Consider the following 21,739-nt stretch of genomic DNA (forward strand, 5'->3'; position numbering starts at 1 on the left):
AGTGTCGAACGCGATGTAACATTTGTCATGCACGAAACAGAGGAGGGCGACATTGTCGCAAGCTCGGCATAATTGTCAGATGTGTGGGAGCGGAGAATGAAATTGTTGGAGAAACAAGCGCCACGTATCTGGTGCGGAACTTGCTTGGGGAATTGGATGGTCGGCAAAGAAGGTCACAGCGCTGAAATCGATCATGGCGGGTTGTTTCATATGGCAAGCATCTGTCGCTGATCGTCAGCGATGATCATCAATATGTCGCCCGCTCATTTCGCCTGCCTTCGCAAGCACGAGTGGGAATTGGTCACGGTCGATGCGGCGTTCGATTAAAGAGAAGAGGCTTTGGCCGGATGCGCCGGGATCTTGTCTCTTTCAGATGAAGCCGTTGATTGCAGGATGGGCGTATGAACGCAGAAACCGAATTCGAGCTTCCTCAACTTTATCGGCATCACGTCTTTGCCTGCCATACGCAGCGTCCGCCCGATCATCCGCACGGCAGCTGCGGCGCTTCTGGCGCGCAGGCTCTCTGGGATCGGATGGGTAAGGCAATCGAAGCCCAAGGTCTCACTGATGTCGGTTTCACCGTGGCGGGCTGCCTTGGCTTTTGTAACTCCGGTCCTTTGATGGTCGTGTATCCAGACGGGGTCTGGTATCGCGCGACCACGCCTGAGGACGTTGATGAAATCGTAGACTCCCATCTCAAGCAGGGCAAACGTGTCGACCGCCTCGTGATGGTGCTGAGGCGAAGCTAAAGGCCCCTCTTTGCCGCCGCTTGCCCGGCCGTCGACAATATGGGCAGCTTATAAGCCCAGCGGCTGGCATCTCGGCATGTCTCATGATGACCCGACGCCCCTGACGCTTCCAGCACGTGCGCAGCGGCGGACTACTGACCGTCGTTATGGCCCTGGATCCGGATCATCCGGTAAGAGGAAAGCCTCGACCGGAGTCCTGTTCATGATCGGGGCCGTTGCCCTGAACTCAAGTCTGTTGCAAGCGCGATCGTTTCACGCGGTGGGCGTGCCGGTTTGACTTCTCGGCTCCGATAAGCAGGGCGACCGCTTCTGCTTCCGCCGAGAAGTAAACACGATTAGGATTTTATTGACCGCTATTGGCTCGATCTGTTTATGCTGCGTCATTTTCCGCAACATCCGCAGTTCACAGCGAGAGCAATGCTGCGAATGGATCCCGGCCTTCGGCGAAACGACGTGTCTTTTTACACATCGTCCCGCTCGCCTTTGTACTGCACTGCAGCGGGGAGACGCGCCAGACGACGCGGCGCGTCCGAGAAGTTCACGGAAACGAGTTTTTAGCTTTAGAACTTGTAAGTGATGCCGCCGCTGACGAGCCATGGGTCGATATTGGCGCGGCCGGTGACAGCAATTACATTGTTTACGGTCGCCGAATAATTCGGTCGCAACCACAATTTCTTCACGTCGAAGTTGAGGCCCCAATGACGGTCAAGCATATAATCGAAGCCGAATTGGACCGCCGCACCAAATTTGTTGCTGATGTGCAAATCCGTCACGGTAGAGCCAGCGAACGACGTGTTGGCCGCGGATTGGTTGAAGAATACGGTGTAGTTGATGCCCGCGCCGATGTAGGGCTTCAACCGGCCGAAATCGGTGAAATGATATTGCAGAGTCAGGGTTGGCGGCAACAGCCAAGCTTTGCCGACATCTAGACCATTTAGCGTGCCCGTGCCGCTAACGTGATGACGGGTTACGCCGAGAATGAGTTCGGCGGCAACGTTATTTGTGAAGAAATAGGTGATATCGAGCTCCGGTACGACTTGGTCGCTGATCGATAGTCCGGAGGCGGGCGAGGACAGCGCCGGCGCCCCGGCAACATTGACGGAGCTTCCTGCGGTATCCGGCAAAACGCCAAGCGCGCGCAAGCGGATCATCCACGGATTGAAGGGCTCAATCTGAGGTGCTTTGTAGTAGATCGGGGCCCGCGCCAGGTCCGCGGCCTGTACCGGGATGCTGGCCAGCGGGGTCGCGAGCGCAAGTAGCCACGCCGTTGTCAGAATTGTCGTTGTCCTCATCGAATTCTCCACTCCAAAGTTCGCGCGAGGAGTCGCGCGATATCTCTGTCACACAGGGCAGACGGCGAAGGATTTGATGCTGATCAAATAGCGGCGGACGTAGCGTAATTCTGCAGCCACGTTGCATAAGGATCACGACTGCGAAGGTTCGCGTCCTCTTGTCCGGGCCGTTATTCAGTTCAATGTTCTGTCTGAGCCGAATCTATTCAATAAACCGCGTCTCGGCGTAAAGCTCCGGTCGGATTCAAGCTGAAGACATCATGTGCGACAAACGCGATCGAACTGCGGCGGTCTCACACAAGCGGGCGACGGAAAGATCGTATTCAAGCCGAGCAGTCTGGACCGCTTTGGCTAAGAAGAGCCACGCAAGCCGGCGTTCTCAGTGACTGTACCGCCATTCTGAAAACGGGCGGAAGCGAGAGGATTGTTGTTCGGATGTTGGCGTTCCAATAATAGTATGATCGATCGTTTCCTCGCATCTATGGACAGTGCGTGCCCTGTTGTTCGTTGGAGCACGCCTCAAGATCATCTTGCGCATCCCGACCAAGAAGCGAGAACACGGGTTCATGATCGAATCCGGCGCATCTTGCGCCGTCGGCGTCGATCAGCGGTCGTCTGATCAGGAGCGGATCTGCCAGCATCGCCGCGAGTGCACTCGTGGCGTCGATTGTGTCAGGATTAATGTCCCCCAACTTGATGCGAGGCGCGGCTCGGTTGAACCAGTATGCGATCGGCATATCGCCGAAGAAGCTTCGCAAGTCCTCCGCAGCCCATGGCTCCTTCAATATATCCTTGGCTATCAGGTCGTGGCCAGCGGCCTTCAGCGCCAGCATCTGACGCGCATTGGTGACACAGCCGGGCTTCTGATAAAAAAGGATTGTCGCCATGGTGTACCTCATTTTGCTGCGCCGAGCTGAACGGTCGGCGGCGGTTCCGCTACGTCCGAAAGCGCATCTTGACACTCTCTTGCGCACCATCACCCGTCAGTGGCTTAAGCACCGTACCGTGCGTGCACCGACCTTAGCGCGATCGACGGCCGTGATCTCCCGAGGTGACTCGCGAACGAGCAAGATCCGAACCAGCTAGAGATTGGGCCGCCAGCTTATCAACGAGCATCGGGCTCTTATGTCTCATAGCGAAGCGCGAAACAGGCCTCAGTTAGCTTCGATTTCGCAGGCGATCGCGCGTTACTTGCTGTCAGCAAGGTTATGCGTCGATCTGACTAGCTGGGTCAGGAGTTGAGTTCGGTCGCACAATTGATTTCGTCATCCTCGGCCACGAACACTCTCGCCGGGCCACTTGCCTTAGAGGTTCCGACTTCGACCTGCATCTCTTCCTCCGCAAATTGCTGACCACCAGCTTGCAACAACAGGAGCAAGTCCCGTTCCATTCAAGGGCATTGGATCAGGTCATGCCAAGCAGCGGTTTCCCGGTCGATGCGTGTTGCCGTTGTTCGTTTCCTGACAGCCGCGAAGATCCCGTCCGGTCCAAAGCGCCTTGGGGTTACTCTGCGGACGGTTGGCTTTTTAGAACTTAATCAGAAGCTTAATGGGCGGGGATAGCGTTGGCATGGCGGTTGCTATTAACCGGCAGCAACACTGAGTGAGGGCTGGGTGCACGCCGACGCGTAAGACGAGCGATGCGCTCCTTCCCTTGAACCCGTGTGCCTCGTTTCTGCAAGAGAAACAAGCTCGCGTGTAGGAAGCACGCAACTTTTGGCAAATCGGTTGATGGAGAACTACATGTCTTCACTGAGACAAATCGCGTTCTACGGAAAGGGCGGCATCGGCAAGTCGACCACTTCCCAGAACACGTTGGCGGCACTGGCCGAGATGGGCCAGAAAATCCTGATTGTGGGATGCGATCCTAAGGCGGATTCGACCCGCCTGATCCTGCATGCCAAGGCGCAGGACACGATCTTGAGCCTTGCAGCGAGTGCCGGCAGCGTGGAAGATCTCGAACTCGAGGATGTGATGAAGGTCGGCTACAGGGACATCCGCTGCGTGGAGTCCGGTGGTCCTGAGCCCGGTGTCGGCTGTGCCGGCCGCGGCGTCATCACCTCGATCAATTTCCTGGAGGAGAACGGCGCCTACGAGAACATCGACTATGTCTCCTACGACGTGCTCGGCGACGTCGTTTGCGGGGGCTTCGCGATGCCAATCCGCGAGAACAAGGCGCAGGAAATCTATATCGTCATGTCGGGTGAAATGATGGCGATGTATGCCGCAAACAACATCTCCAAGGGCATCCTGAAATACGCCAACTCGGGCGGCGTGCGGCTGGGTGGCCTGGTCTGTAATGAGCGGCAGACCGATAAGGAGCTGGAACTGGCGGAGGCGCTGGCGAAGAAGTTAGGCACTCAGCTGATCTACTTCGTGCCGCGCGACAATGTCGTGCAGCATGCCGAGCTGCGGCGCATGACGGTGCTGGAGTATGCGCCCGATTCGCAGCAGGCCGATCACTATCGCAATCTTGCGACCAAGGTTCACAACAATGGTGGCAAGGGCATCATTCCGACCCCGATCTCCATGGACGAGCTCGAGGACATGCTGATGGAGCATGGCATAATGAAGGCGGTCGACGAATCCATCATCGGCAAGACCGCCGCCGAACTCGCGGCCTCGTAAGGGGCGCGGGTCGCGGCCTTGCGAAGGCGCGCGACGGATGCCGGTCTCCTCACCCCCCATCCAGGAGACCGGCATTCTGACGGCACCCGACCAGCCAGAACGGGGCGGGGCAAACGTGACTGCTGCGAGAGCCCAAAACATCATGCCCGAAATGCACTTCCTTCCGTTTATGACTGCTTGCGCCGTCGATGCGAGCAGCGATGTGCAGCGAGGAATTACAACTTACCGAGCGCTTATTGGCGTGCCTCCTCAAGATGCCGACATTGCCACCGACAGCAATTTCGATTGCCATGTCCTGGCGTCAATCCTGGCGGCCGCTTCGATGGATGGTGGCGCGCTTCCCGAGAAGGCCGGCCTGTCCGGCCACGAGCTGGCCGTTCTCCTGGGGCTCTATTTTCCGTCGGTTGAGGTCAAGATCTCGGAGCGGCTCCTGGCGTCTAATTGCGTTGAAAATGACGAAATCTCCATGTTGCGCGATCTCTTGCTCAAGCAACGCTCGACGGAAGGGCATATCGGCGGCTGGCTGGCCGCGATGATCGCCCGCCGCTCCATCGAGCCAGACCACTTGTGGGAAGATCTCGGATTGCGCAATCGTGGCGAACTCTCGCGGCTACTAAGCCGCCACTTCGCGCCCCTCGCCGCGCGCAATATCAATAATATGCGCTGGAAGCGCTTCTTTTACCGCTCGCTATGCGAGGATGAAGGCCTGGTCATGTGCACAACCCCCGTGTGCACGCAATGTGACGACTTCGATCTCTGCTTTGGCGAAGAAGGCGGCCAGAGCCGGATGGCCGAGCGCCGGCGCGACCTTCTGTTGCAGGCAGCTCGCCCGGTCGTCAGCGGCGACTGGCCTATTTGACTTGCCACAGGGATCCTCGATCTCCCGGTCATCTGATAACTCATCGCGGGCTTCGCGAACTTCGCCGGAGCTGGAGGAGGCGGCTAACGCGATTCGATGCGGACGCGCAATGCGATGTCGCGCCACCGGGGCTTCGCAACGTTTCCGCATCCGGTAGTGCAATCGCGTCGACATTCGAGCTCGGCGAGGCAAGAGGCAAGGTGAGGAGTCCGCTTCGTGAACCTGTCGCGTTTGCGACAATCCAATCGCGAAAGGAGGTTAACCGAGGAGAAGAGCGTATATTTTCAACGGGTGGTCAAAGATGGAGGGCTGGCATGCGGGTTGCTGAACCGTATGGAGGTCCAACACAATGAGGAGCCCCCTTCGTGATAGCCGCCACCACCACCACCAAACCGGCTTGGTCCGAGCAGGCGCGTGTCAGGCCGACCGTGCTCAACGACACGACATTACGCGACGGTGAGCAGGCGCCTGGTGTTGCGTTCACCACGGAGGAAAAGCTGGCGATCGCGCAGGCTTTGGCGCGGGCGGGCGTGACGGAGATCGAGGCGGGAACGCCCGCGATGGGCAACGAGGAGATCAACGCCATCCGCGCAATCGTCGAAGCGGAGCTTCCGCTGACCACCATAGGCTGGTGCCGGATGCGGCAAGCGGACATCGATGCCGCGATCGAAGCAAATGTGTCCATGGTCAATATGTCGATCCCGAGTTCCGATGTGCAGATCGCAGCCAAGCTTGGCGGTTGTCGCGACCTGGCGCTGGAACAGGTGAAGCGAGTAGTAGGCTACGCCCGTGAGCAGGGACTTGAGGTCGCCGTTGGCGGCGAGGACTCCTCCCGCGCCGATATCGATTTTCTCATCAGACTGGTAGCAGCGGCAAAAGAGGCGGGAGCGCGTAGATTTCGTATCGCCGATACGCTCAGTGTGCTCGACCCGGACACAACCTTCGCACTGGTTGCAAAGTTGCGTGTGACCACGGATCTCGAACTCGAGTTTCATGGTCACGATGATCTTGGTCTTGCAACCGCCAATACGCTCTCCGCCATCAAGGCGGGCGCGAGCCACGCCTCGGTAACCGTTATCGGCCTCGGCGAGCGGGCAGGAAATGCACCGCTCGAGGAGGTCGCGGTCGCGCTCAAGCAGCTCTACGGCCGCGAGACTGGCATCATACTGTCGGAGCTCGAGAACGTCGCTGCGGTGGTTGCAGCCGCAGCCGCACGTGCGATTCCTCTGAACAAGGCCATCGTCGGAGAGCATGTGTTTACGCATGAATCGGGCATTCATGTGGATGGCCTTTTAAAGGATCAACGCACCTACCAGTCGCTTGATCCGGTTCTGCTTGGGCGCCGCAACCGTTTTGTGATCGGAAAGCATTCCGGGCTGTCGGCGATCACCGCGTTGCTCAAAGAATTGCAGCTCGTCGCCAGCACCGATCAGGCCAGACAGATCCTGTCGCAAGCGCGCAAGCATGCCGTCGAGCGCAAGCTACCCGTCGAGCGCGAAACCGTCGTGGCGATCTGGCGCGATGTGTGCGGATGCTCTGAGACCCGCCCGGCGTGACCAGCCTGCCAAGCAACGTCTGGGAGACTATTCAAAAGCCAAGCGCGCGAGGACGGAATCGTTGATCGGCGGCAAGGCTGGCCTGCCTCCGCATGGTTGCGCAAGGGGGCATGCACTACGATGACCAGGCTCTGCCGCCGTTTCGCGACCGTCCACCCGCTGATTCAAGGAGACTTTTTCGATGAGTAACTCGCACCCGGAGACCGGTATCCTGGATCGGCTCAGCAAGGCTTCGTCGGCGGAAGAGTTCTTTTCACTGCTGGGCGTCGATTACGACCCCATGATCGTCGATGTCGCACGGCTTCACATCCTAAAGCGCATGGGACAATATTTTGCCGATGAGCAATTCGCCGGTGTCGCAGAGCTTGACATCAGGGCTCGTTGCAAAGCGATGCTGGAGCAGGCCTATGCCGACTTCGTATCATCGTCGCCAATCGAGCAACGGGTGTTCAAGGTTCTGAAGGATGCCGTCTCAGATCGTGGCAAGCCGACGGCCTTTATTCCATTGAGTGAGTTGAAGTGATCTTGCGCTGACGGCTCCTCGTGCAGGCTTCGTCTCCTTCCATCAACTCTCTCCGCCAGGACCCGCGCGGCGCTGTCGTATTCCCGACCCATGTCCGAACTGGTCGTGTCCTGGGGATTGGCAGCCGTTCCAAGTGCCTCATAAGCCATTGGGTTCGCCCGATTTACCTGGTTCTTGCAACTGGTACGACACTTGCTGTTGTCGTGTTGATCCGGTCATCGGTGCAATAAATGGTAGCCGTCCGAAATGAGATCTGAAGGAAGACCTTTCACGTTGCGTCTACTGCCCACCGGGTTGTGCGGTATCATCTCGTGGCTCCCGCTCGCGCAGTGCCATGCCAGATGGATTCGATTAAAGCCACTATCGGGCCCGGGAGGGCGGCCACCGGGTAAGTCGCGCGTCCACGTTTCACTTGGCAAGCCTATGCACATCTTCGTCGGCATCAGGCGGGTGCCCGCTTGTGCGCGAATCTACGTCTATCCCATAGCTGATAGCGACATGCGCCAGAAAGAGCGGACAACGTCGGCCCCCGCGGGTCATCAGCGCTGGCGGCCGAGCACTCATCGCATGATAGCGCGGTGGCAAGATCACCCGGGGCGTTACAGCCGATGTGGGGCGCTAGACCGAAAGCGAGGTGCTGCCCTTGCGAAGCAAGTTGAACCGCGTACTCAAGCATGGAGAGGGCCAACCAGGGTGATCGCAGCGGCCTGGCCGCCTCGCTGGCGCTTGTCGAACGAAGCGCGCAGGAAATCTGTCTCTGGGCCCTCTCGGAATATGGCTCGCTCTGCACGTTCGCCCCGGGTGACGCCTCTCGTCGTGCGGTCGGGCAGCACCGAGCTGGCGGGACCACCGATCAGCCGGCCATCTGCTGAGCAAAAGTGATCGTCAGCCAACCGAAGTGGAAACCAATCCTGTGGCGCGGGCGCGCGCACTATTGAGGGGAATTCAAAACATGAGCAATGTCACCAAAACGGCTGCGCCGGCGGCGGGCCGCGCGGCGGCCAAAAAGGAACTGCCGGAGCACTTTAAAGCCTACAAGCATGTCTGGGTTTTCGTCGAGCAGGAGCGTGGCCAGGTGCATCCGGTCTCCTGGGAGCTTATGGGGGCGGGGCGCAGACTTGCCGACAGGCTGAAGGTGAACCTCGCCGCGGTCGTTATTGGACCGGAGGGGCAGCCGACGCGTAACGCCGCACTCGAATCTTTTTGCTATGGCGCCGATTTGGCCTATCTCGTGAGCGATAATGTTTTGTCGGATTACCGAAATGAGTCCTATACCAAAGCGCTAACCGAGCTCGTCAACACCTACAAGCCTGAAATCTTGCTGTTGGGCGCGACGACGCTCGGTCGTGACCTTGCAGGTTCCGTGGCGACCACCTTATCGACGGGGCTCACCGCCGACTGCACCGCGCTCGACGTCGACGCCGATGGCTCGCTTGCGGCGACGCGTCCGACCTTTGGCGGCTCGCTGCTCTGCACGATTTATACCTTGAACTACCGTCCGCAGATGGCAACCGTCCGCCCGCGCGTCATGCCGATGCCGGAGCGTGTCCTGCGCGACGCCGCTCGTATCATCATCCATCCGCTCGGCCTTGTCGAAGACGATATCGTCACGAAAGTACTGACGTTCATTCCCGATCGCGATTCCGAAACGTCAAATCTGGCTTATGCAGATGTCGTCGTCGCCGGCGGCTTGGGACTGGGATCGGCCGAGAATTTTCGGCTGGTGCGCGAGCTAGCAACTCTTCTTGGCGCCGAGTACGGCTGCTCGCGTCCTCTGGTGCAAAAGGGATGGGTGACGTCTGACCGGCAGATCGGCCAGACCGGCAAGACTATCCGGCCAAAGCTCTATATTGCCGCCGGCATTTCCGGCGCGATCCAGCACAGGGTCGGCGTGGAGGGGGCGGACCTGATCGTCGCGATCAATACCGACAAGGACGCGCCGATCTTCGATTTCGCTCATGTCGCGATCGTCAGTGATGCCATGCAGCTGCTCCCGTCGCTGACGGCCGCGTTTCGCGCCAGGCTCTTGCCGAATTCGCGCGCCCGGCTCGCGGTCTAGAGGAGAGATGTGATGATTGAAGAGAGGTTCGATGCGATCATAGTCGGGGCCGGTATGGCTGGCAACGCGGCGGCGTTGACCATGGCCAAGCACGGCATGAAAGTGCTGCAGCTCGAGCGGGGCGAATATTCCGGATCGAAGAATGTGCAGGGCGCGATCCTCTATGCCGACATGATGGAAAAGCTGATCCCCGAGTTTCGCGAGGAGGCGCCGCTCGAACGGCATCTGGTCGAACAGCGGTTCTGGATGATGGACGATCGCTCTCATGTCGGCATGCACTACCGCTCGGATGACTTCAACGAGGCGCGGCCGAACCGATACACGATCATACGCGCGCAGTTTGACAAATGGTTCTCCTCGAAAGTGCGGGAGGCCGGCGCGACCGTACTCTGCGAGACGACAGTCACCGAGCTCGTACGGGACGACCATGAGAGGATCGTCGGAGTTCGCACGGATCGCCGCGACGGCGAAATACACGCCGACGTCGTGGTGCTGGCCGAAGGGGTCAATGGTCTCCTCGGGACGCGGGCGGGGCTGCGCCCGCGGCCGACGCCCGATAATGTTGCGCTCGCAGTGAAGGAAATGCACTTCTTGCCCCGCGAGACGATTGAGGCGCGTTTCAATCTTAAGGGCGACGAAGGCGTCGTGATAGAGGCTGCCGGCACCATTTCCCGCGGCATGACCGGAATGGGTTTCATCTATGCCAACAAGGAGTGCATTTCGCTGGGCATCGGCTGCCTCGTCGCCGATTTCCAGCGCACCGGCCAGACACCTTACGGCATGCTCGATCATTTCAAGCAGCATCCGTCCGTGGCGCCGCTGATCGCGGGTTCCGAAGTCAAGGAATATGCGGCGCATCTCATTCCCGAAGGCGGGTACAAAGCAATCCCGCAGCTCTACGGTGAGGGGTGGGTGGTGGTGGGGGACGCGGCACAGCTCAACAATGCCATTCATCGCGAAGGCTCCAATCTGGCGATGACCTCAGGCCGCATCGCGGCCGAAGCGATCGCCCAGGTGAAATCGCGCCGCGAGCCGATGACCGCAAAGAATCTGTCGCTCTACAAGACGATGCTCGACGAGTCCTTCGTCATCAAGGATCTCAAGAAGTACAAAGACATGCCGACGCTGATGCATACCCATTCGCAAAACTTCTTTCTTACCTATCCGCAGCTTATCTCCAAGGCGATGCAGAACTTTGTACGCGTCGACGGTACACCGAAGGTCGAAAAGGAGAAGGCGACCCTGAAATCCTTCGTCAAGGCGCGGTCATGGACAGGTCTGTTCGGAGATGCGTGCCGCTTTGCCAGAGCCTGGCGCTGACCGGTAACAGTGTGAAATCCGGCAATGGAAGGTCAAAGAATGAATGTCGAGCCCTCAGTGCGCGTCGAAGACAAGCTGTATTACAACCGCTATCTTGTCGATGTCGGTCGCCCTCACGTCACCGTGCGCGCGCACACGACGCCGTCGCCGCAGCTACTTGCGCTTTTGAAAGCCTGCCCTGCGCGATGCTACGAACTCAACGACAACGGCCAAGTTGAGATAACCGTCGATGGTTGCATCGAGTGCGGCACCTGCCGCGTGATCGCTGAACCCACCGGCGACGTCAAATGGAGCCATCCGCGCGGCGGCTATGGCGTGCTGTTCAAGTTTGGGTGAGAGTGCAACGAAAGGCTTCGGTGAGATCGCCATCACACTGAGGATCTCACCGCCTTCGTGACGCATTCTGGCTCGTCTGCACTTGAGGTGAGACTCAAACGAGGCAACGGAGGGAGGCCCGCAAGACGCAGCTTGCGGATATCATGCTCGCTTAGGGTGCCGAGGAATTGGTCGTGCCGCAATGGAATTGCGCCATAAGTGGTGTCGATCCGACGGCGGCAAAGGAATCAGCCCGTCGGCTCGGACGGGGCGCGCCCGGCGGCCTCGATTGCAACCGCTACTGATTGCACAATCGCAGCAAAGCGCACAGCAGTCTGGATCACTCCGGAACTGACGCCCTCGGCCCGCAGCGTCTTCTCGTGAGCGTCGATACACGCACCGCAGCCATTTATGGCCGAGACCGCCAGCGACCACAGCTCGAAATCGGACTTATCCACGCCAGGATTGCCGATCACGTTCATGCGCAATCGCGGCGGTATGGTCTTATATTCCGGGTTGGACGCGAGGTGAACGAATCGGTAGTAGACATTGTTCATCGCCATCACAGAGGCCGCGGATTTCGCGGCCGTGATCGCCGCGGGCGTCATCACGCCGGCGGCTGCCGTTTCGATCGCGGCAATCAGGTCTGCATTGCGAGTGGCAATCGCGCTCGCCAGTAGCAAGCCGTATTGTCGCTGCGGCGACAGCGTATCGTCGGCTATCAAGGACGCCAGGTTAAGCCTGACGTCCTTGGCGAAATCGGGAATCGTCTCATTCAACCGCTCAATCGACGACATGCTGCCTCATGCAACCTTCAGGGTTTCGCCGCCGACTTCGCGGTTGCAGGGACAGAGTTCGTCGGTTTGCAGTGCGTCCAGAACGCGGAGCGTGTCCTTGGGGCTGCGCCCGACATTGAGATTGGTCGCATAGACGTGTTGGATTGTGTTGCCGGGGTCGACGATAAAGGTGTAGCGATAGGCGACGCCCTCGGGCGAACGCACGCCGAGGCCATCGACCAAGGTCCCTTTTGTGTCGGCAAACTGCCAAATCGGCAGGTTGTGCAGGTCTGCATGGGAGCGCCGCCAGGCGAGCTTGCAGAACTCGTTGTCAGTCGAGCCGCCTAGTACCACAGCATCGCGATCGGCGAATTCCTTGGATAGCCGGCCGAACTCGGCGATCTCGGTCGGACAGACGAACGTAAAATCCTTGGGGTAGAAAAAGATGACCTTCCATTTTTCTGGGAAGCTCGCTTCGGTCAACGTCTCGAACGCGCTGTGTCCTTCTTCTTCCTGCGCCTGAAATCCGGGCTTCACGCCCGTGATTTCGAACGGCGGCAACTGACTTCCAATTCCGAGCATGCTGACCTCACAAGTTTGCTTTGCGTAAGTTGTGCCGTCGCTGGTGAAGCAAGCTATATGCCATCCGTTCTCAAGATCCGATTGTCGCAACTAAGCTAACGAGCGGCTTGGCTGCAGGCATTTGATCTTGAGGTCCGATGGTGATCACATCCACCTCGAATCATGCCGCTTGGATGCGCAATGCTCGATCGCTTGAAAGTCGGTGAGTCGCCACGCATGTAACGATTTGGCTGCCGCAGTTAAAAATTAGCGGCCAGAATCCTCGACCAGCGATTGAACCGCTGGTTGAAAACGGCTGCTTGCCGACCGAGAATGGATCCTCGGCGCCCTCGCGGGGCATATGGATGCCGTGTGAAACGGACGCCGAAGCTAGGGCTCCTTTCGTAGCCTGCGAAGGAGCCTGGCCGGTGATTTCGGAGGCAACATCGGCGATATTCTCGCAGCCGTCATCAAGCTGTCTGGGATCATCGTCCCCAAATAGCCCCAGCTGGGACTATAGGCACGGCTGCGCGCCATGCGCGTGTCGCGCCACCATTCTTCTACAGCTAAAGGATCGCAAAGTAGCAGCGTGCTAATATCACCAGTAAAAGTTCGCCAGTCGGCAAGGCATTTCCTTGGAACGGCTGTCAGAAGCGGCACGCCCGAGGTGATTGCGTTGACAAATTCGGCGCGCAGGCCGCGGCCACCCGCTTCTTGTTGGGCGAATTTGCTGATTACGAGGAGATCGACTCCGTCGCGTAGCGCCCGAGAAACGATAGCGGAGGCCTCGGCCAGTCCGTGCACATCGAGCCGACAGGACATAGCTCCGCTACCAAGTGGCTGGGAAATCGATATCTCTTGCCCAGTCGCAACGTCGACTGCGAACATAGCGTGCGTGACGTGTGCGTCCTTCAAGTGTCGCTGGACGATGCCACCGACGCGCACGCCTTGCCGCGCGAGATCCTGGGTGAAATCGGCAAGCAGCTTATCGACGTCATCTTCCGGCTGGTAGAAAATCGCCGCCACATCATTCGGATCGATATCATCAAGATCGTCGATCATGGCCGTGTCCCAATTTCTGTTCGTCCCTCGTGTCGGCGCCTAGCCGTCGAACGTCTCGTACTGGCGTGGATGGTGTTGTGAGCAATCGTTCGGGGGGAGCGACCGGCGAGGCCCGGGCGACCTCGGCGAACACGTCCGTTCCGATGCCAAGCCGTAACTCATCAAAGGAGCGGCGCGTGATGCGGGCCAAAAGCGGCACGCCCGAGCGGCCAGTTTCGAGCGCCAGAACCAACGTCACCTCAGCTTCGTCGAACGGCAGAGAGGCTTTGATACGTGCCGGAAAAACGTTGAGGATCGAACTTGCGCGCGGTGGTTCGCGCGCAATGCTGACATCGCCGGCTGCGATGCGCAGCCTTAGCCGCGCGCCCGGTCTGAGCGGTGGTCCTGGTATCAATAGACGCGCACCTTTGAGGCGGAGGATGATCAGCCCATAACGCCCGTCATAGCCGCCGACTACGGTGTCGACGCAGACAACCGCTTCACCTCGAGCAGCAAGCGCTGGATCGCTCTGGACGACATGCAGCGGCCCAGCCGCGGTCACAATGCCATCTTTCATCATGACGAGATAGTCGGCAAAGCGCTCGATGTCAGCCATGTCGTGGCATATATAGATCATCGGCAACGTGAGCTCTTCACGAATGCGCTCGATAAACGGCAGTACCTCACGCTTGGCGGGTCGGTCGAGCACAATGAGCGGGTCGTCCAAGAGAAGTAGCCGAGGCTGGGACAACAGAGCGCTGCCCAGCGCAAGTCGCTGTCGCTCGGCGCCAGAAAGATGTGATGGCGCACGGTCAAGCAGCGGTGCCAGGTCGAGCAATTCGACGGCGCCATCAAGATCAATCAGTGACGCCTTCGATTTTGACGCGTTGTACAGAAGGGTGCGCTTGACGGACAAATGAGAGAAAAGAATTGGTCGCTGGAATACGTATGCGACGGGACGAAGATGGGGCGGCCGATACGTCGTTTCGTCCTGCCAAATTTCACCATCGACGCCGCAGAATCCACTCGGCAGACGCTGGATGCCCGCAATGCAACGCGCGAGTGTGGTCTTGCCGCACCCTGGAGGACCGAAGACGGCCGTGACACCTTTGGCCGGGGCGCTGAATTGCGCATCCAGCGGGATCCCTGCGATAGCGCCGTTGAAGGCGACTTCTATATAGCCCGGTTTTGCTTCTCTCACGTGCCCGCGCCCTGCTGCATCTTTCCATCAAATCACGACGAGAATGATCGCAAAGGCGATGAACACCATGCCGCCGACAATCCAGTCTGTTTTGCTCCAACGCGGCGTTTCCGCCCCGAGGAGGCCAAAAGGTGCCGCGGCAGCATTGCAGATCGACGGTGTTAGGACAGCCGGCATCTTGAGCTTCTCCCTGTCATCGAGGATCGTGGCAATCGAACGCTGCCGGAAGCGCTGAGGGATCACACATGCAAGGCGGGCGTCCAGTATCGCGGAATCCTCAGCCAGCTTGGTCGGACTCAGTTTGTCCGCCGGCTGGACTGGCGCGGCCTGCGTCGTTTGGCTGTAGACGCGTTGGCTATCCTCAGGGCTTGATACGACCGCCTCATGGCCGGCGATCCGCTCGAACGGCGCCACAGCGCTGGTGGTCGATGTGAAGTGTGCGCCGACGCCCGCATTCATGGCTTCTGCGACTTCAGGTGCAAGCAGCATCAAGGCCAGGTCGAATAGGATCAATCGGATAAGTCTCATTGGGACTCCGAAGACATTCCGCCGCGGCCATTTCTACTCGCGGCAGCTCACTGCTCCTCACCCAGCAATCTGCGTGCCGGTTAACAGTATGGTGCGGGGGGAGGCTTCGTTCATGGTGAAGCTCGTATGACCTCCCGCGTGTGTGGAATCCTCCATCGTGTCGTTGAGTTTCGGACGTTCGCGTAGCGAACCAACCATGCAGGAGAGGCGGGATAGAAGCTGAAGATGATACTGTCGGCTCTTGCGGCGAGAATGGGTTGCAGAGGCCACGACCGTGACATTCACTCTTATGCGGAGGTCGTCACTACGATGCCGTTCGATTGGCGCTACATCAGCGAGCTGACGCAGCTTGTGACGGTCCACGAGCGCGTTCTCGAAACTGTGGTATGCTCGTTGCCATTTCCGACGAGGTCTCTCGAATATCGCTAAATGCTGGCGTACGTAATTCCGTCCTGATCGGCGCACGAACCTGCCGACGCTGACGATCAAAGGTGGGTTTGCGGCGGCCTCATCAATTGTACCCTGATGCGATAACGCCGCGCGCGCGGCGGTCGGCATTGCCGAAGCCCCGAGACGACGCGCCCGGTGCTTGCTCCAAATGACAGGCGAGAGGCGGAGGCGCTCAGGCAAGCGTTTGCTAAAAACCGAGGGGCTAACGGGAACGATTCGGAGCCGGATTCTTGATTGTGAGTTCCAGCTCGAGACGATGTATTTCAACTTCGCTGCGGGAAGCATGAGTGCCACTCCCGTGGCAGTCGACGAGCGCATGGCTGGGTCAAGTGAACAACCCTATTGGTCCGTAGAGGGCTTTGGCGTTGCGTCGGTACGCGTGGGCAATATCGGATAATCGATCTGAGGCAGCTGTCCGGTGAGCGAGTTTAGAAACGAGACGATGTCGTCTTGTTCTGTATCGTTGAGCTTCGCGCCGAGTTGTATCTCTCTCATCAAGCCGACAGCTTGCTTGAGGCTCCAAACTTGACCCGAATGGAAATAGGGGGGACGCAATGCGACGTTGCGCAACGGCGCGGAGCGGAAAACATACTCGTCGCAGGGCATCTTGGTGACGGCGAAACGGCCCTTGTCGTCCCTCGGCAGCAGGCTTGCGGTTGGCCGTTCCATCACACCGAACGGGAAGTAATCCTGACCGCCTATATTGATACCATTGTGGCAGGATGAGCATCCTTTCTCCATGAATAGCTTTAATCCTGCCTTCTGCCGATCATTGAGAGCATACGCATCGCCCTCGAGGTATTGATCGAACGGGGCGGCGGGCGTGATCAAGGTTGCCTCGAAAGCCTCGATGGCCTTGTACGCGCGACAACGCGCTAAGCAATGTAATCGTCGGCTGGCTCGCCTTACTGTTCAATTAGAGTGTGGATATGCCCATCGTGAAGCTTGAATCGACCGTAGCGTCAGGTTGTACGCAGCTCGAAGCTGGATCGGCCGTCCTTTGCAGAAATGGCGTGTTGGGAACGAACGTCGCGAATATCACAAGACCTACACGCAGCAAATAAAATTGGGGCTGCATGCGCTGTGCCGGCCGCGTTGGCGTGGCGGCATAGCCTTGTGCGCGCGATGCACGGATGATTGGTAAGCACCGCAACGATGATGCCGCGCTCGCAGTGGCACGACCGCGTCCACCGATGCGGCGACTTGCTTTCCTGAACAGATGATACGGGGGGGGACAACAGTGAAGGGTATGAAGCTTAAGAGAGATCTGCTGAAACAAAAGCAGCGAAGGGATTGGACTTACCGTGCGTCTCGCCATGTAACCATCCTTGTTGCGATTGCGATCGCAGCTACATGGTGCGCGGGATACGCTCGCGCACGGGAACGAAGATCGGAAGAGATCTTGACTTCTTGCAGACCGGACGTGATGCGCTTCTGTGATCGCTTTACAGGACGTGGCGATGTGGACGCGGCCATGTTTTGTCTGAGGGATAATTTCAAGGAGCTGCGTGTCGAATGTCGCCGGGTAATGCCAATCGCGGCGGAAAGAACGGGCGGGTCGAAAAAACGAGGCGTCAACACCGTTCCAATCGTCGTGCATCGGGAGTGAGATGCCGAAGGCGTCAGCTTCTTGAGCACGGGAAGCGGGTTGAATTAGCCGTCGATCGAGCTTCCGAAGGAATCGGTTGGTGCCGTTGCGGACTCCTCAACGAGCGGTTCAGTGGAGTCACTTGAACCGATGGGACTGCCTCTGGTTGAGTGCACCCCAGAACCCAAGACCAGAGGAAATGCGGTCGTCAGGAGCCGTGCGAAGTCGGAAAGCTGTTCAAGCAAACGCTTCTCAACGGCCTCACCCTCCTCGCGAGGCAGTTCCATTTTTAGCAGCCTACGACAGCGCCAGATCTCGTTCCGCACCCATCTGATTTCACTTAATCTATTATCAATCGAAGTCATCACAGATGCAGGTTCACTTGGCATAAAAACTACAATACGTACGCCTCAGCACTGCTCAGTCGCTCCATCCGCGTTCATGCCGATGACTGTGCCTGAACCTGGGACTTGTCGTCATCGCCCGGCGGATGTGGCGAGCGGCTCGATCTATTCAAGGATCCGATCAAGCGATATCACCTTATGCTAAGTGCGCGACAGGAATTTGCCGCAAGTCGTTGCGGCTTTTCTGCGTCACGATCATGCTAGTTGTGGAATTCCTGCGCTCCACGGGGCGATCGGCGTGCAGTGACGTAACTCAGGACGGGAGGCTCACGACTGCAAGCATATCGATATCGGCCTCGGGCGGCGCAGCGATCTCGCAGCTTCATTGTGCTTGCCGGTCCCACCGACGGCGGTCGTCCTGCGCTTGTCGCCGGACAGTCACAATCGTTTTCTCAATGCGAATGTCCATTAGTAGGAGGCGCGCACTAACCGACATCAAGGGAAATCGCGAAGTGGTTTCCCTCCAGATAAGACGAGCTTCACCGCGATATCCTGCGCGCGAATCGATCGAATGAAACGCGCGGGGGAGCTTGGATCTCAGAAGCAGAATGTCCGTCGAGGTCATTCGAGCTGAATAAGGCCTCCATTGATAGTCATTGCGATCGCCGGCTATGCAAAGTTCAAGCCAATATTTCATGACTTGAATCCCACCCTGCGTCAGGTTGTAGGGTCGCAAAGCCTTAAAGACAAAGGCAGGCTGAGCGGCCGTCGAGTGATTCAATATGATCCGGCAGCCGGGCTTCCCAGTTGCCGGTTGTTTCACTCGTGGGCCGTGGGCAAGAAGGTGCATCCATCGGCGGGGACGATACCGTGTTGGCCGTTGCCATTCGCGCTGTAACAACCGGAGTCGCGATATGCCATGATGTGATGGAACGGTGCGCGAGTAGAATGGTACTGACAACACAATCGCATTTCTTGTTCCGCGGCGAAGCGCGCCCCGTTGACCAGCCCCGGTCTCGCGAGCAGGTGCTTGAACTGCATAGGCGGTTAATATCGGCCGCAAGCGATAACCGGTCGCATTGAACTCGTGGGCGCACAAGGCGCTGCAACTCGGAAGATCCCATGTCTGCTCAAGCCAATCTGACCGCGGCGCTAAGCGAAATCGATCGTGCTCGCGACATTGCAGAATTCTCAACTGTGGTGGTTGCGCGCGACAAGCAGCTGCGCAAGACGGACCATCCGGTTTTTTTGCAAAAGGCGGCCCTTGAGTTTCAATCTAGATTCCTGCCAAGCTTCGAGGACAGCATCCGTGCCGGGAAGTCGTGGGGCTATGCCACGACGTGCAATGCAGTGAGCCGAAAGGCCGGAGGTCAAGCCGGCCGGGACGTTTGCGAGAGAATAGCTTCTCGTCTGTCGCTGCTCGACCATGCGCTGATCGGGAAAATCGGAATAAGAGCCCTTTCCATATTTGCAGCGTCATTCGGACGGCACTCCCACAGGGCGGAATGTCGCAAAGGAACGATCAGAATAGCTAAGTTTTGTCACGACGAAAGCAGACCGCTTCAAGAGTTGAACAACCTGAGCTTGGCGGCGTTGATAAACGGCTTCAGTAAATGGCCGGAAGAAGCGGAGTTTCGCCAGGCGGCGGTTGCGATCGCGGGCGATGTCATTCGGCGCGCAGGCCGCCATCACCAGCTCTCTGACTTTACACAGCAAGGATTGGTGAGCCTGGTCAACGGATTCAGCAAATGGCCGGATGATGCGGCCTCGTGCAAGGCCGCAGCCGTGCTCGCACGCGAAATTCTGCGTCGTTCCGGCAGGCTCTGCGAATTTCCTCAGCAGGGATTAGCCATCCTGGTGAACGGTTTCAGCAAGTGGCCGGAAGAGCTGGCCTGTGGTCGAGCCACGATTGCGATCGCAGGCGAAGTTCTTGGCCGGGTCGCCCGGTTTCATGAGTTTAGCGAGCAGGATCTGGCAAACTTGGTGAATGGGTTTAGCAAATGGCCCGATGAGGCGGCCTCTCGTCAGGCCACAGTCGCGATCGCAAATGAGCTTTTGCGCCGTGCCGACCAACTTCATCATTATAGCCAACAGGGGCTGGCGAACCTCGTGAACGGGTTTTGCAAATGGCCTGAACATGGGACCTGTCGTAAGGCGACAGTTGCGATCGCGGGTGAGGTACTTTGGCGCGCTGCCCAACTGTCCGATCTTACCGAGCAGGGCTTGGCAAACCTGGTGAACGGTTTTAGCAAGTGGCCGGAAGAGCCGGCGTTTTGCCGAGCAGTAGTCGCACTCGCTCGTGAGGTTCTGCGCCGTGCCACTCGGCTCTACGAGTTTTCACAGCAGGGGCTCGCGAACTTGGTGAACGGCTTCAGCAATTGGCCGGAGGAGCTACCCTGTGGTCGAGTGACCGTTGTGCTCGCGGGGGAGGTCCTTCGCCGTGCCGGCCGGAGGACGGGACTCTCAGACTTCACTGTCCAGGACCTCAGGGGCCTAGTGATCGGTTTCAACAGATGGCCGAACGAGAGCGCCGCTCGCCAAGCCACGATGGCGGTCGTCCATGAGGTCCTTGGCCGCGGTGTACGGTTCTTTGACTTTACCAAGTCGGAATCGGAGAGCCTGATGAACGGTTTCAGTAGATGGCAGCGAGGCGCAGAGGGCCATGAGGCGGTCGCGAAGATCATCGGGGAACTGCAACTCATACAAAGTGAATCCACGCCGCCCAGTACAGGGGAGAAGTGGTCTCACTAGACGAGGCAATCGACCAAGGAAATCTCTTCTTAAGCGCTGTTCAACGCGCATGATGCCGCGACGGAGCAATACGACGATCCGACGCAGCGACGCTCTTGCGACGCAATCGGAAGCGTCTACAATTCACAGAAGCGAGTAAACAATAGAAGGACGTTGTTCTTGATCCAGGCTGAGAAGGATGTAGTCGAGCAGATGCTCTCATCATTGACGATCAGCTTGTTGCAGAATCGTGTTGCGCCTTCCTACGAACAGGTGATGCACCATTTTGGCTTAGCCTGCGAGAGAGCGGGGCTGATCGCGACGGAAGAGGTGGCAATCCGGATATTGAAGCGCGTCTCACGCGAGATCAACGAGGCGCAGTCGGTGCTCGAGTTTGTCGGTCGCGGGGCGGATCTACTACACTGAGTTTCACGTTGATCACTAGAGATGCCGCTGTTCAATTGTTGAACTGAGAAGGCGTCCCGGCAAGAGCCAAGTCATCAGCTTCTGCTGGCCGAAACCTGCGTCAGCGTGAGCCGATCTGGCAGGATCGATCCTCGCCGCCGACGTCAGAACAGGTGGGAGCTCCTCATCCAGGAAGACGTAAGCCAGCCTTCGCCGATTGCGTCGGGGCATGCCGCCTCGCAGTGAAGCGCGAGCGGTGCTACATGGGATTGCGGGCTGTCAAGCTAGGGCACCAATGCGGCTATCTGAGCGAGCAGGGGAGGATTTGTCGCCTCGCGCGCACAGGGCGAGCAACTGGCCGACTCATCGCCGCGCTGCCGACGCGCCGTAAACGGCGCCCAATTTGCCAATCTCGAAGCTCCGTTTGGTCTCGCCCGCTTCTCGTCCGCCAAGCCGGCAGCTGAGTTTCCAGGGAGGCCGATGACTAGCCCTCCGCCCATTGTTCGTCGCTCCGCAGCCCGTCAGCTCATCGACAGCTACGTCTCCTAGCTAGAGGTCTTTACTGGCTGGCAGGTCCGGGTCGATGTGCTCGGCTCCGGCGGAAGAGAATTGGATGGATTCCATCGTCAAGCGATCCACCGCCGAGACTTCGTGCGGGCGTGCTGCGTCCGGCTGCAGTCGCTCGGCCGCAAACCGGCCGGGTGTTCGCGCCAGCCGTGGGTGGTGATCGCGCGGTATGATCGACAGCTTTGTCATCAGCCGATGAGCGCCAACCATGGTGAGGTCTGACGGCTTAAAGGTGCGGCTGCGGACGC

General features: G+C 58.6%; 19 protein-coding genes and 1 pseudogene. 10 read left to right on the plus strand and 10 right to left on the minus strand.

Annotated elements, in window-relative coordinates; all coding sequences use genetic code 11:
- Positions 1 to 401 precede the first annotated feature (401 nt).
- A complete protein-coding gene (locus tag ACVINW_RS17925; RefSeq protein WP_057018214.1) occupies positions 402 to 749 on the plus strand; it encodes a (2Fe-2S) ferredoxin domain-containing protein in 348 nt (115 codons plus the stop codon).
- A 560-nt stretch (positions 750 to 1,309) separates the two neighbouring features.
- Here ACVINW_RS17925 and ACVINW_RS17930 read toward each other — a convergent pair.
- From ACVINW_RS17930 to ACVINW_RS17940, 3 genes are all read right to left on the minus strand, one after another.
- Positions 1,310 to 2,041, minus strand: a complete 732-nt coding sequence (locus tag ACVINW_RS17930) for an OmpW/AlkL family protein (RefSeq protein ID WP_456752526.1) — start codon at positions 2,039 to 2,041, stop codon at positions 1,310 to 1,312.
- A 479-nt stretch (positions 2,042 to 2,520) separates the two neighbouring features.
- Entirely contained in the window at positions 2,521 to 2,928 is a 408-nt protein-coding gene (locus tag ACVINW_RS17935; RefSeq protein WP_456752527.1) for an ArsC/Spx/MgsR family protein, read from the minus strand.
- Positions 2,929 to 3,272: 344 nt separating this feature from the next.
- Complete coding sequence (locus ACVINW_RS17940) at positions 3,273 to 3,419, minus strand: hypothetical protein (RefSeq protein WP_456752528.1); 147 nt, start codon at positions 3,417 to 3,419, stop codon at positions 3,273 to 3,275.
- A 364-nt stretch (positions 3,420 to 3,783) separates the two neighbouring features.
- Between ACVINW_RS17940 and nifH the strand changes: the two genes are divergently transcribed.
- From nifH to ACVINW_RS17975, 7 genes are all read left to right on the plus strand, one after another.
- Positions 3,784 to 4,668 (plus strand): nitrogenase iron protein, encoded by an 885-nt coding sequence (nifH, locus tag ACVINW_RS17945; protein WP_456752529.1) that lies wholly within the window; start codon positions 3,784 to 3,786, stop codon positions 4,666 to 4,668.
- Positions 4,669 to 4,837: 169 nt separating this feature from the next.
- The gene (locus tag ACVINW_RS17950; protein WP_456756428.1) at positions 4,838 to 5,527 is read left to right on the plus strand and encodes a nitrogen fixation protein NifQ; all 690 of its coding nucleotides are present in this window, start codon (positions 4,838 to 4,840) and stop codon (positions 5,525 to 5,527) included.
- Between the two features lie 368 nt (positions 5,528 to 5,895).
- The gene (nifV, locus tag ACVINW_RS17955; protein WP_456756429.1) at positions 5,896 to 7,083 is read left to right on the plus strand and encodes a homocitrate synthase; all 1,188 of its coding nucleotides are present in this window, start codon (positions 5,896 to 5,898) and stop codon (positions 7,081 to 7,083) included.
- Between the two features lie 181 nt (positions 7,084 to 7,264).
- Positions 7,265 to 7,606 (plus strand): nitrogenase stabilizing/protective protein NifW, encoded by a 342-nt coding sequence (gene nifW, locus ACVINW_RS17960; RefSeq protein WP_456752530.1) that lies wholly within the window; start codon positions 7,265 to 7,267, stop codon positions 7,604 to 7,606.
- A 952-nt stretch (positions 7,607 to 8,558) separates the two neighbouring features.
- Positions 8,559 to 9,665: an electron transfer flavoprotein subunit alpha/FixB family protein gene (locus ACVINW_RS17965; protein ID WP_456752531.1), complete on the plus strand. Its 1,107-nt coding sequence runs from the start codon at positions 8,559 to 8,561 to the stop codon at positions 9,663 to 9,665.
- 12 nt (positions 9,666 to 9,677) lie between these two features.
- Positions 9,678 to 10,985, plus strand: a complete 1,308-nt coding sequence (locus tag ACVINW_RS17970; RefSeq protein ID WP_456752532.1) for an FAD-dependent monooxygenase — start codon at positions 9,678 to 9,680, stop codon at positions 10,983 to 10,985.
- Positions 10,986 to 11,024: 39 nt separating this feature from the next.
- A complete protein-coding gene (locus ACVINW_RS17975) occupies positions 11,025 to 11,321 on the plus strand; it encodes a ferredoxin family protein (protein ID WP_456752533.1) in 297 nt (98 codons plus the stop codon).
- A 227-nt stretch (positions 11,322 to 11,548) separates the two neighbouring features.
- Here the strand turns inward: ACVINW_RS17975 and ACVINW_RS17980 are convergent, their stop codons facing one another.
- From ACVINW_RS17980 to ACVINW_RS18005, 6 genes and pseudogenes are all read right to left on the minus strand, one after another.
- Positions 11,549 to 12,097 (minus strand): carboxymuconolactone decarboxylase family protein, encoded by a 549-nt coding sequence (locus ACVINW_RS17980; RefSeq protein WP_456752534.1) that lies wholly within the window; start codon positions 12,095 to 12,097, stop codon positions 11,549 to 11,551.
- Positions 12,098 to 12,103: 6 nt separating this feature from the next.
- Positions 12,104 to 12,658 carry a peroxiredoxin gene (locus tag ACVINW_RS17985; RefSeq protein ID WP_456752535.1) on the minus strand — a complete coding sequence of 185 codons (555 nt, stop codon included), beginning with the start codon at positions 12,656 to 12,658 and terminating at the stop codon, positions 12,104 to 12,106.
- A gap of 369 nt (positions 12,659 to 13,027) precedes the next feature.
- The gene (locus ACVINW_RS17990) at positions 13,028 to 13,699 is read right to left on the minus strand and encodes a DUF2478 domain-containing protein (RefSeq protein WP_456752536.1); all 672 of its coding nucleotides are present in this window, start codon (positions 13,697 to 13,699) and stop codon (positions 13,028 to 13,030) included.
- On the minus strand, positions 13,683 to 14,879 hold the full coding sequence (modC, locus tag ACVINW_RS17995; RefSeq protein ID WP_456752537.1) for a molybdenum ABC transporter ATP-binding protein: 1,197 nt from the start codon (positions 14,877 to 14,879) through the stop codon (positions 13,683 to 13,685). The genes ACVINW_RS17990 and modC overlap by 17 nt, the downstream gene beginning before the upstream one ends.
- A gap of 27 nt (positions 14,880 to 14,906) precedes the next feature.
- Positions 14,907 to 15,407: a hypothetical protein gene (locus ACVINW_RS18000; RefSeq protein WP_456752538.1), complete on the minus strand. Its 501-nt coding sequence runs from the start codon at positions 15,405 to 15,407 to the stop codon at positions 14,907 to 14,909.
- Between the two features lie 789 nt (positions 15,408 to 16,196).
- Positions 16,197 to 16,715 (minus strand): annotated as a pseudogene (locus tag ACVINW_RS18005) (cytochrome-c peroxidase); the annotation flags it as partial.
- Positions 16,716 to 18,911: 2,196 nt separating this feature from the next.
- Between ACVINW_RS18005 and ACVINW_RS18010 the strand changes: the two are divergent.
- Both ACVINW_RS18010 and ACVINW_RS18015 read left to right on the plus strand, forming a co-directional pair.
- On the plus strand, positions 18,912 to 20,540 hold the full coding sequence (locus tag ACVINW_RS18010) for a hypothetical protein (protein WP_456752539.1): 1,629 nt from the start codon (positions 18,912 to 18,914) through the stop codon (positions 20,538 to 20,540).
- 159 nt (positions 20,541 to 20,699) lie between these two features.
- Complete coding sequence (locus ACVINW_RS18015; protein ID WP_456752540.1) at positions 20,700 to 20,945, plus strand: hypothetical protein; 246 nt, start codon at positions 20,700 to 20,702, stop codon at positions 20,943 to 20,945.
- Between the two features lie 528 nt (positions 20,946 to 21,473).
- Here ACVINW_RS18015 and ACVINW_RS18020 read toward each other — a convergent pair.
- Complete coding sequence (locus ACVINW_RS18020; RefSeq protein ID WP_456752541.1) at positions 21,474 to 21,680, minus strand: hypothetical protein; 207 nt, start codon at positions 21,678 to 21,680, stop codon at positions 21,474 to 21,476.
- Positions 21,681 to 21,739: the final 59 nt, after the last annotated feature.

It is taken from the genome of Bradyrhizobium sp. USDA 4461, from assembly GCF_054055655.1.

Coding starts and splice junctions, on each gene's coding strand:
- ACVINW_RS17950 (WP_456756428.1), top strand. CDS start 4,838: ATGACTGCTTGCGCCGTCGATGCGAGCAGCGATGTGCAGCGAGGAATT.
- nifH (WP_456752529.1), top strand. CDS start 3,784: ATGTCTTCACTGAGACAAATCGCGTTCTACGGAAAGGGCGGCATCGGC.
- ACVINW_RS17970 (WP_456752532.1), top strand. CDS start 9,678: ATGATTGAAGAGAGGTTCGATGCGATCATAGTCGGGGCCGGTATGGCT.
- ACVINW_RS17975 (WP_456752533.1), top strand. CDS start 11,025: ATGAATGTCGAGCCCTCAGTGCGCGTCGAAGACAAGCTGTATTACAAC.
- ACVINW_RS17925 (WP_057018214.1), top strand. CDS start 402: ATGAACGCAGAAACCGAATTCGAGCTTCCTCAACTTTATCGGCATCAC.
- ACVINW_RS17930 (WP_456752526.1), bottom strand. CDS start 2,041: ATGAGGACAACGACAATTCTGACAACGGCGTGGCTACTTGCGCTCGCG.
- ACVINW_RS18000 (WP_456752538.1), bottom strand. CDS start 15,407: ATGAGACTTATCCGATTGATCCTATTCGACCTGGCCTTGATGCTGCTT.
- ACVINW_RS17980 (WP_456752534.1), bottom strand. CDS start 12,097: ATGTCGTCGATTGAGCGGTTGAATGAGACGATTCCCGATTTCGCCAAG.
- ACVINW_RS17935 (WP_456752527.1), bottom strand. CDS start 2,928: ATGGCGACAATCCTTTTTTATCAGAAGCCCGGCTGTGTCACCAATGCG.
- ACVINW_RS18010 (WP_456752539.1), top strand. CDS start 18,912: ATGTCTGCTCAAGCCAATCTGACCGCGGCGCTAAGCGAAATCGATCGT.
- ACVINW_RS17965 (WP_456752531.1), top strand. CDS start 8,559: ATGAGCAATGTCACCAAAACGGCTGCGCCGGCGGCGGGCCGCGCGGCG.
- ACVINW_RS17985 (WP_456752535.1), bottom strand. CDS start 12,658: ATGCTCGGAATTGGAAGTCAGTTGCCGCCGTTCGAAATCACGGGCGTG.
- ACVINW_RS18020 (WP_456752541.1), bottom strand. CDS start 21,680: ATGACAAAGCTGTCGATCATACCGCGCGATCACCACCCACGGCTGGCG.
- nifW (WP_456752530.1), top strand. CDS start 7,265: ATGAGTAACTCGCACCCGGAGACCGGTATCCTGGATCGGCTCAGCAAG.
- ACVINW_RS17990 (WP_456752536.1), bottom strand. CDS start 13,699: ATGATCGACGATCTTGATGATATCGATCCGAATGATGTGGCGGCGATT.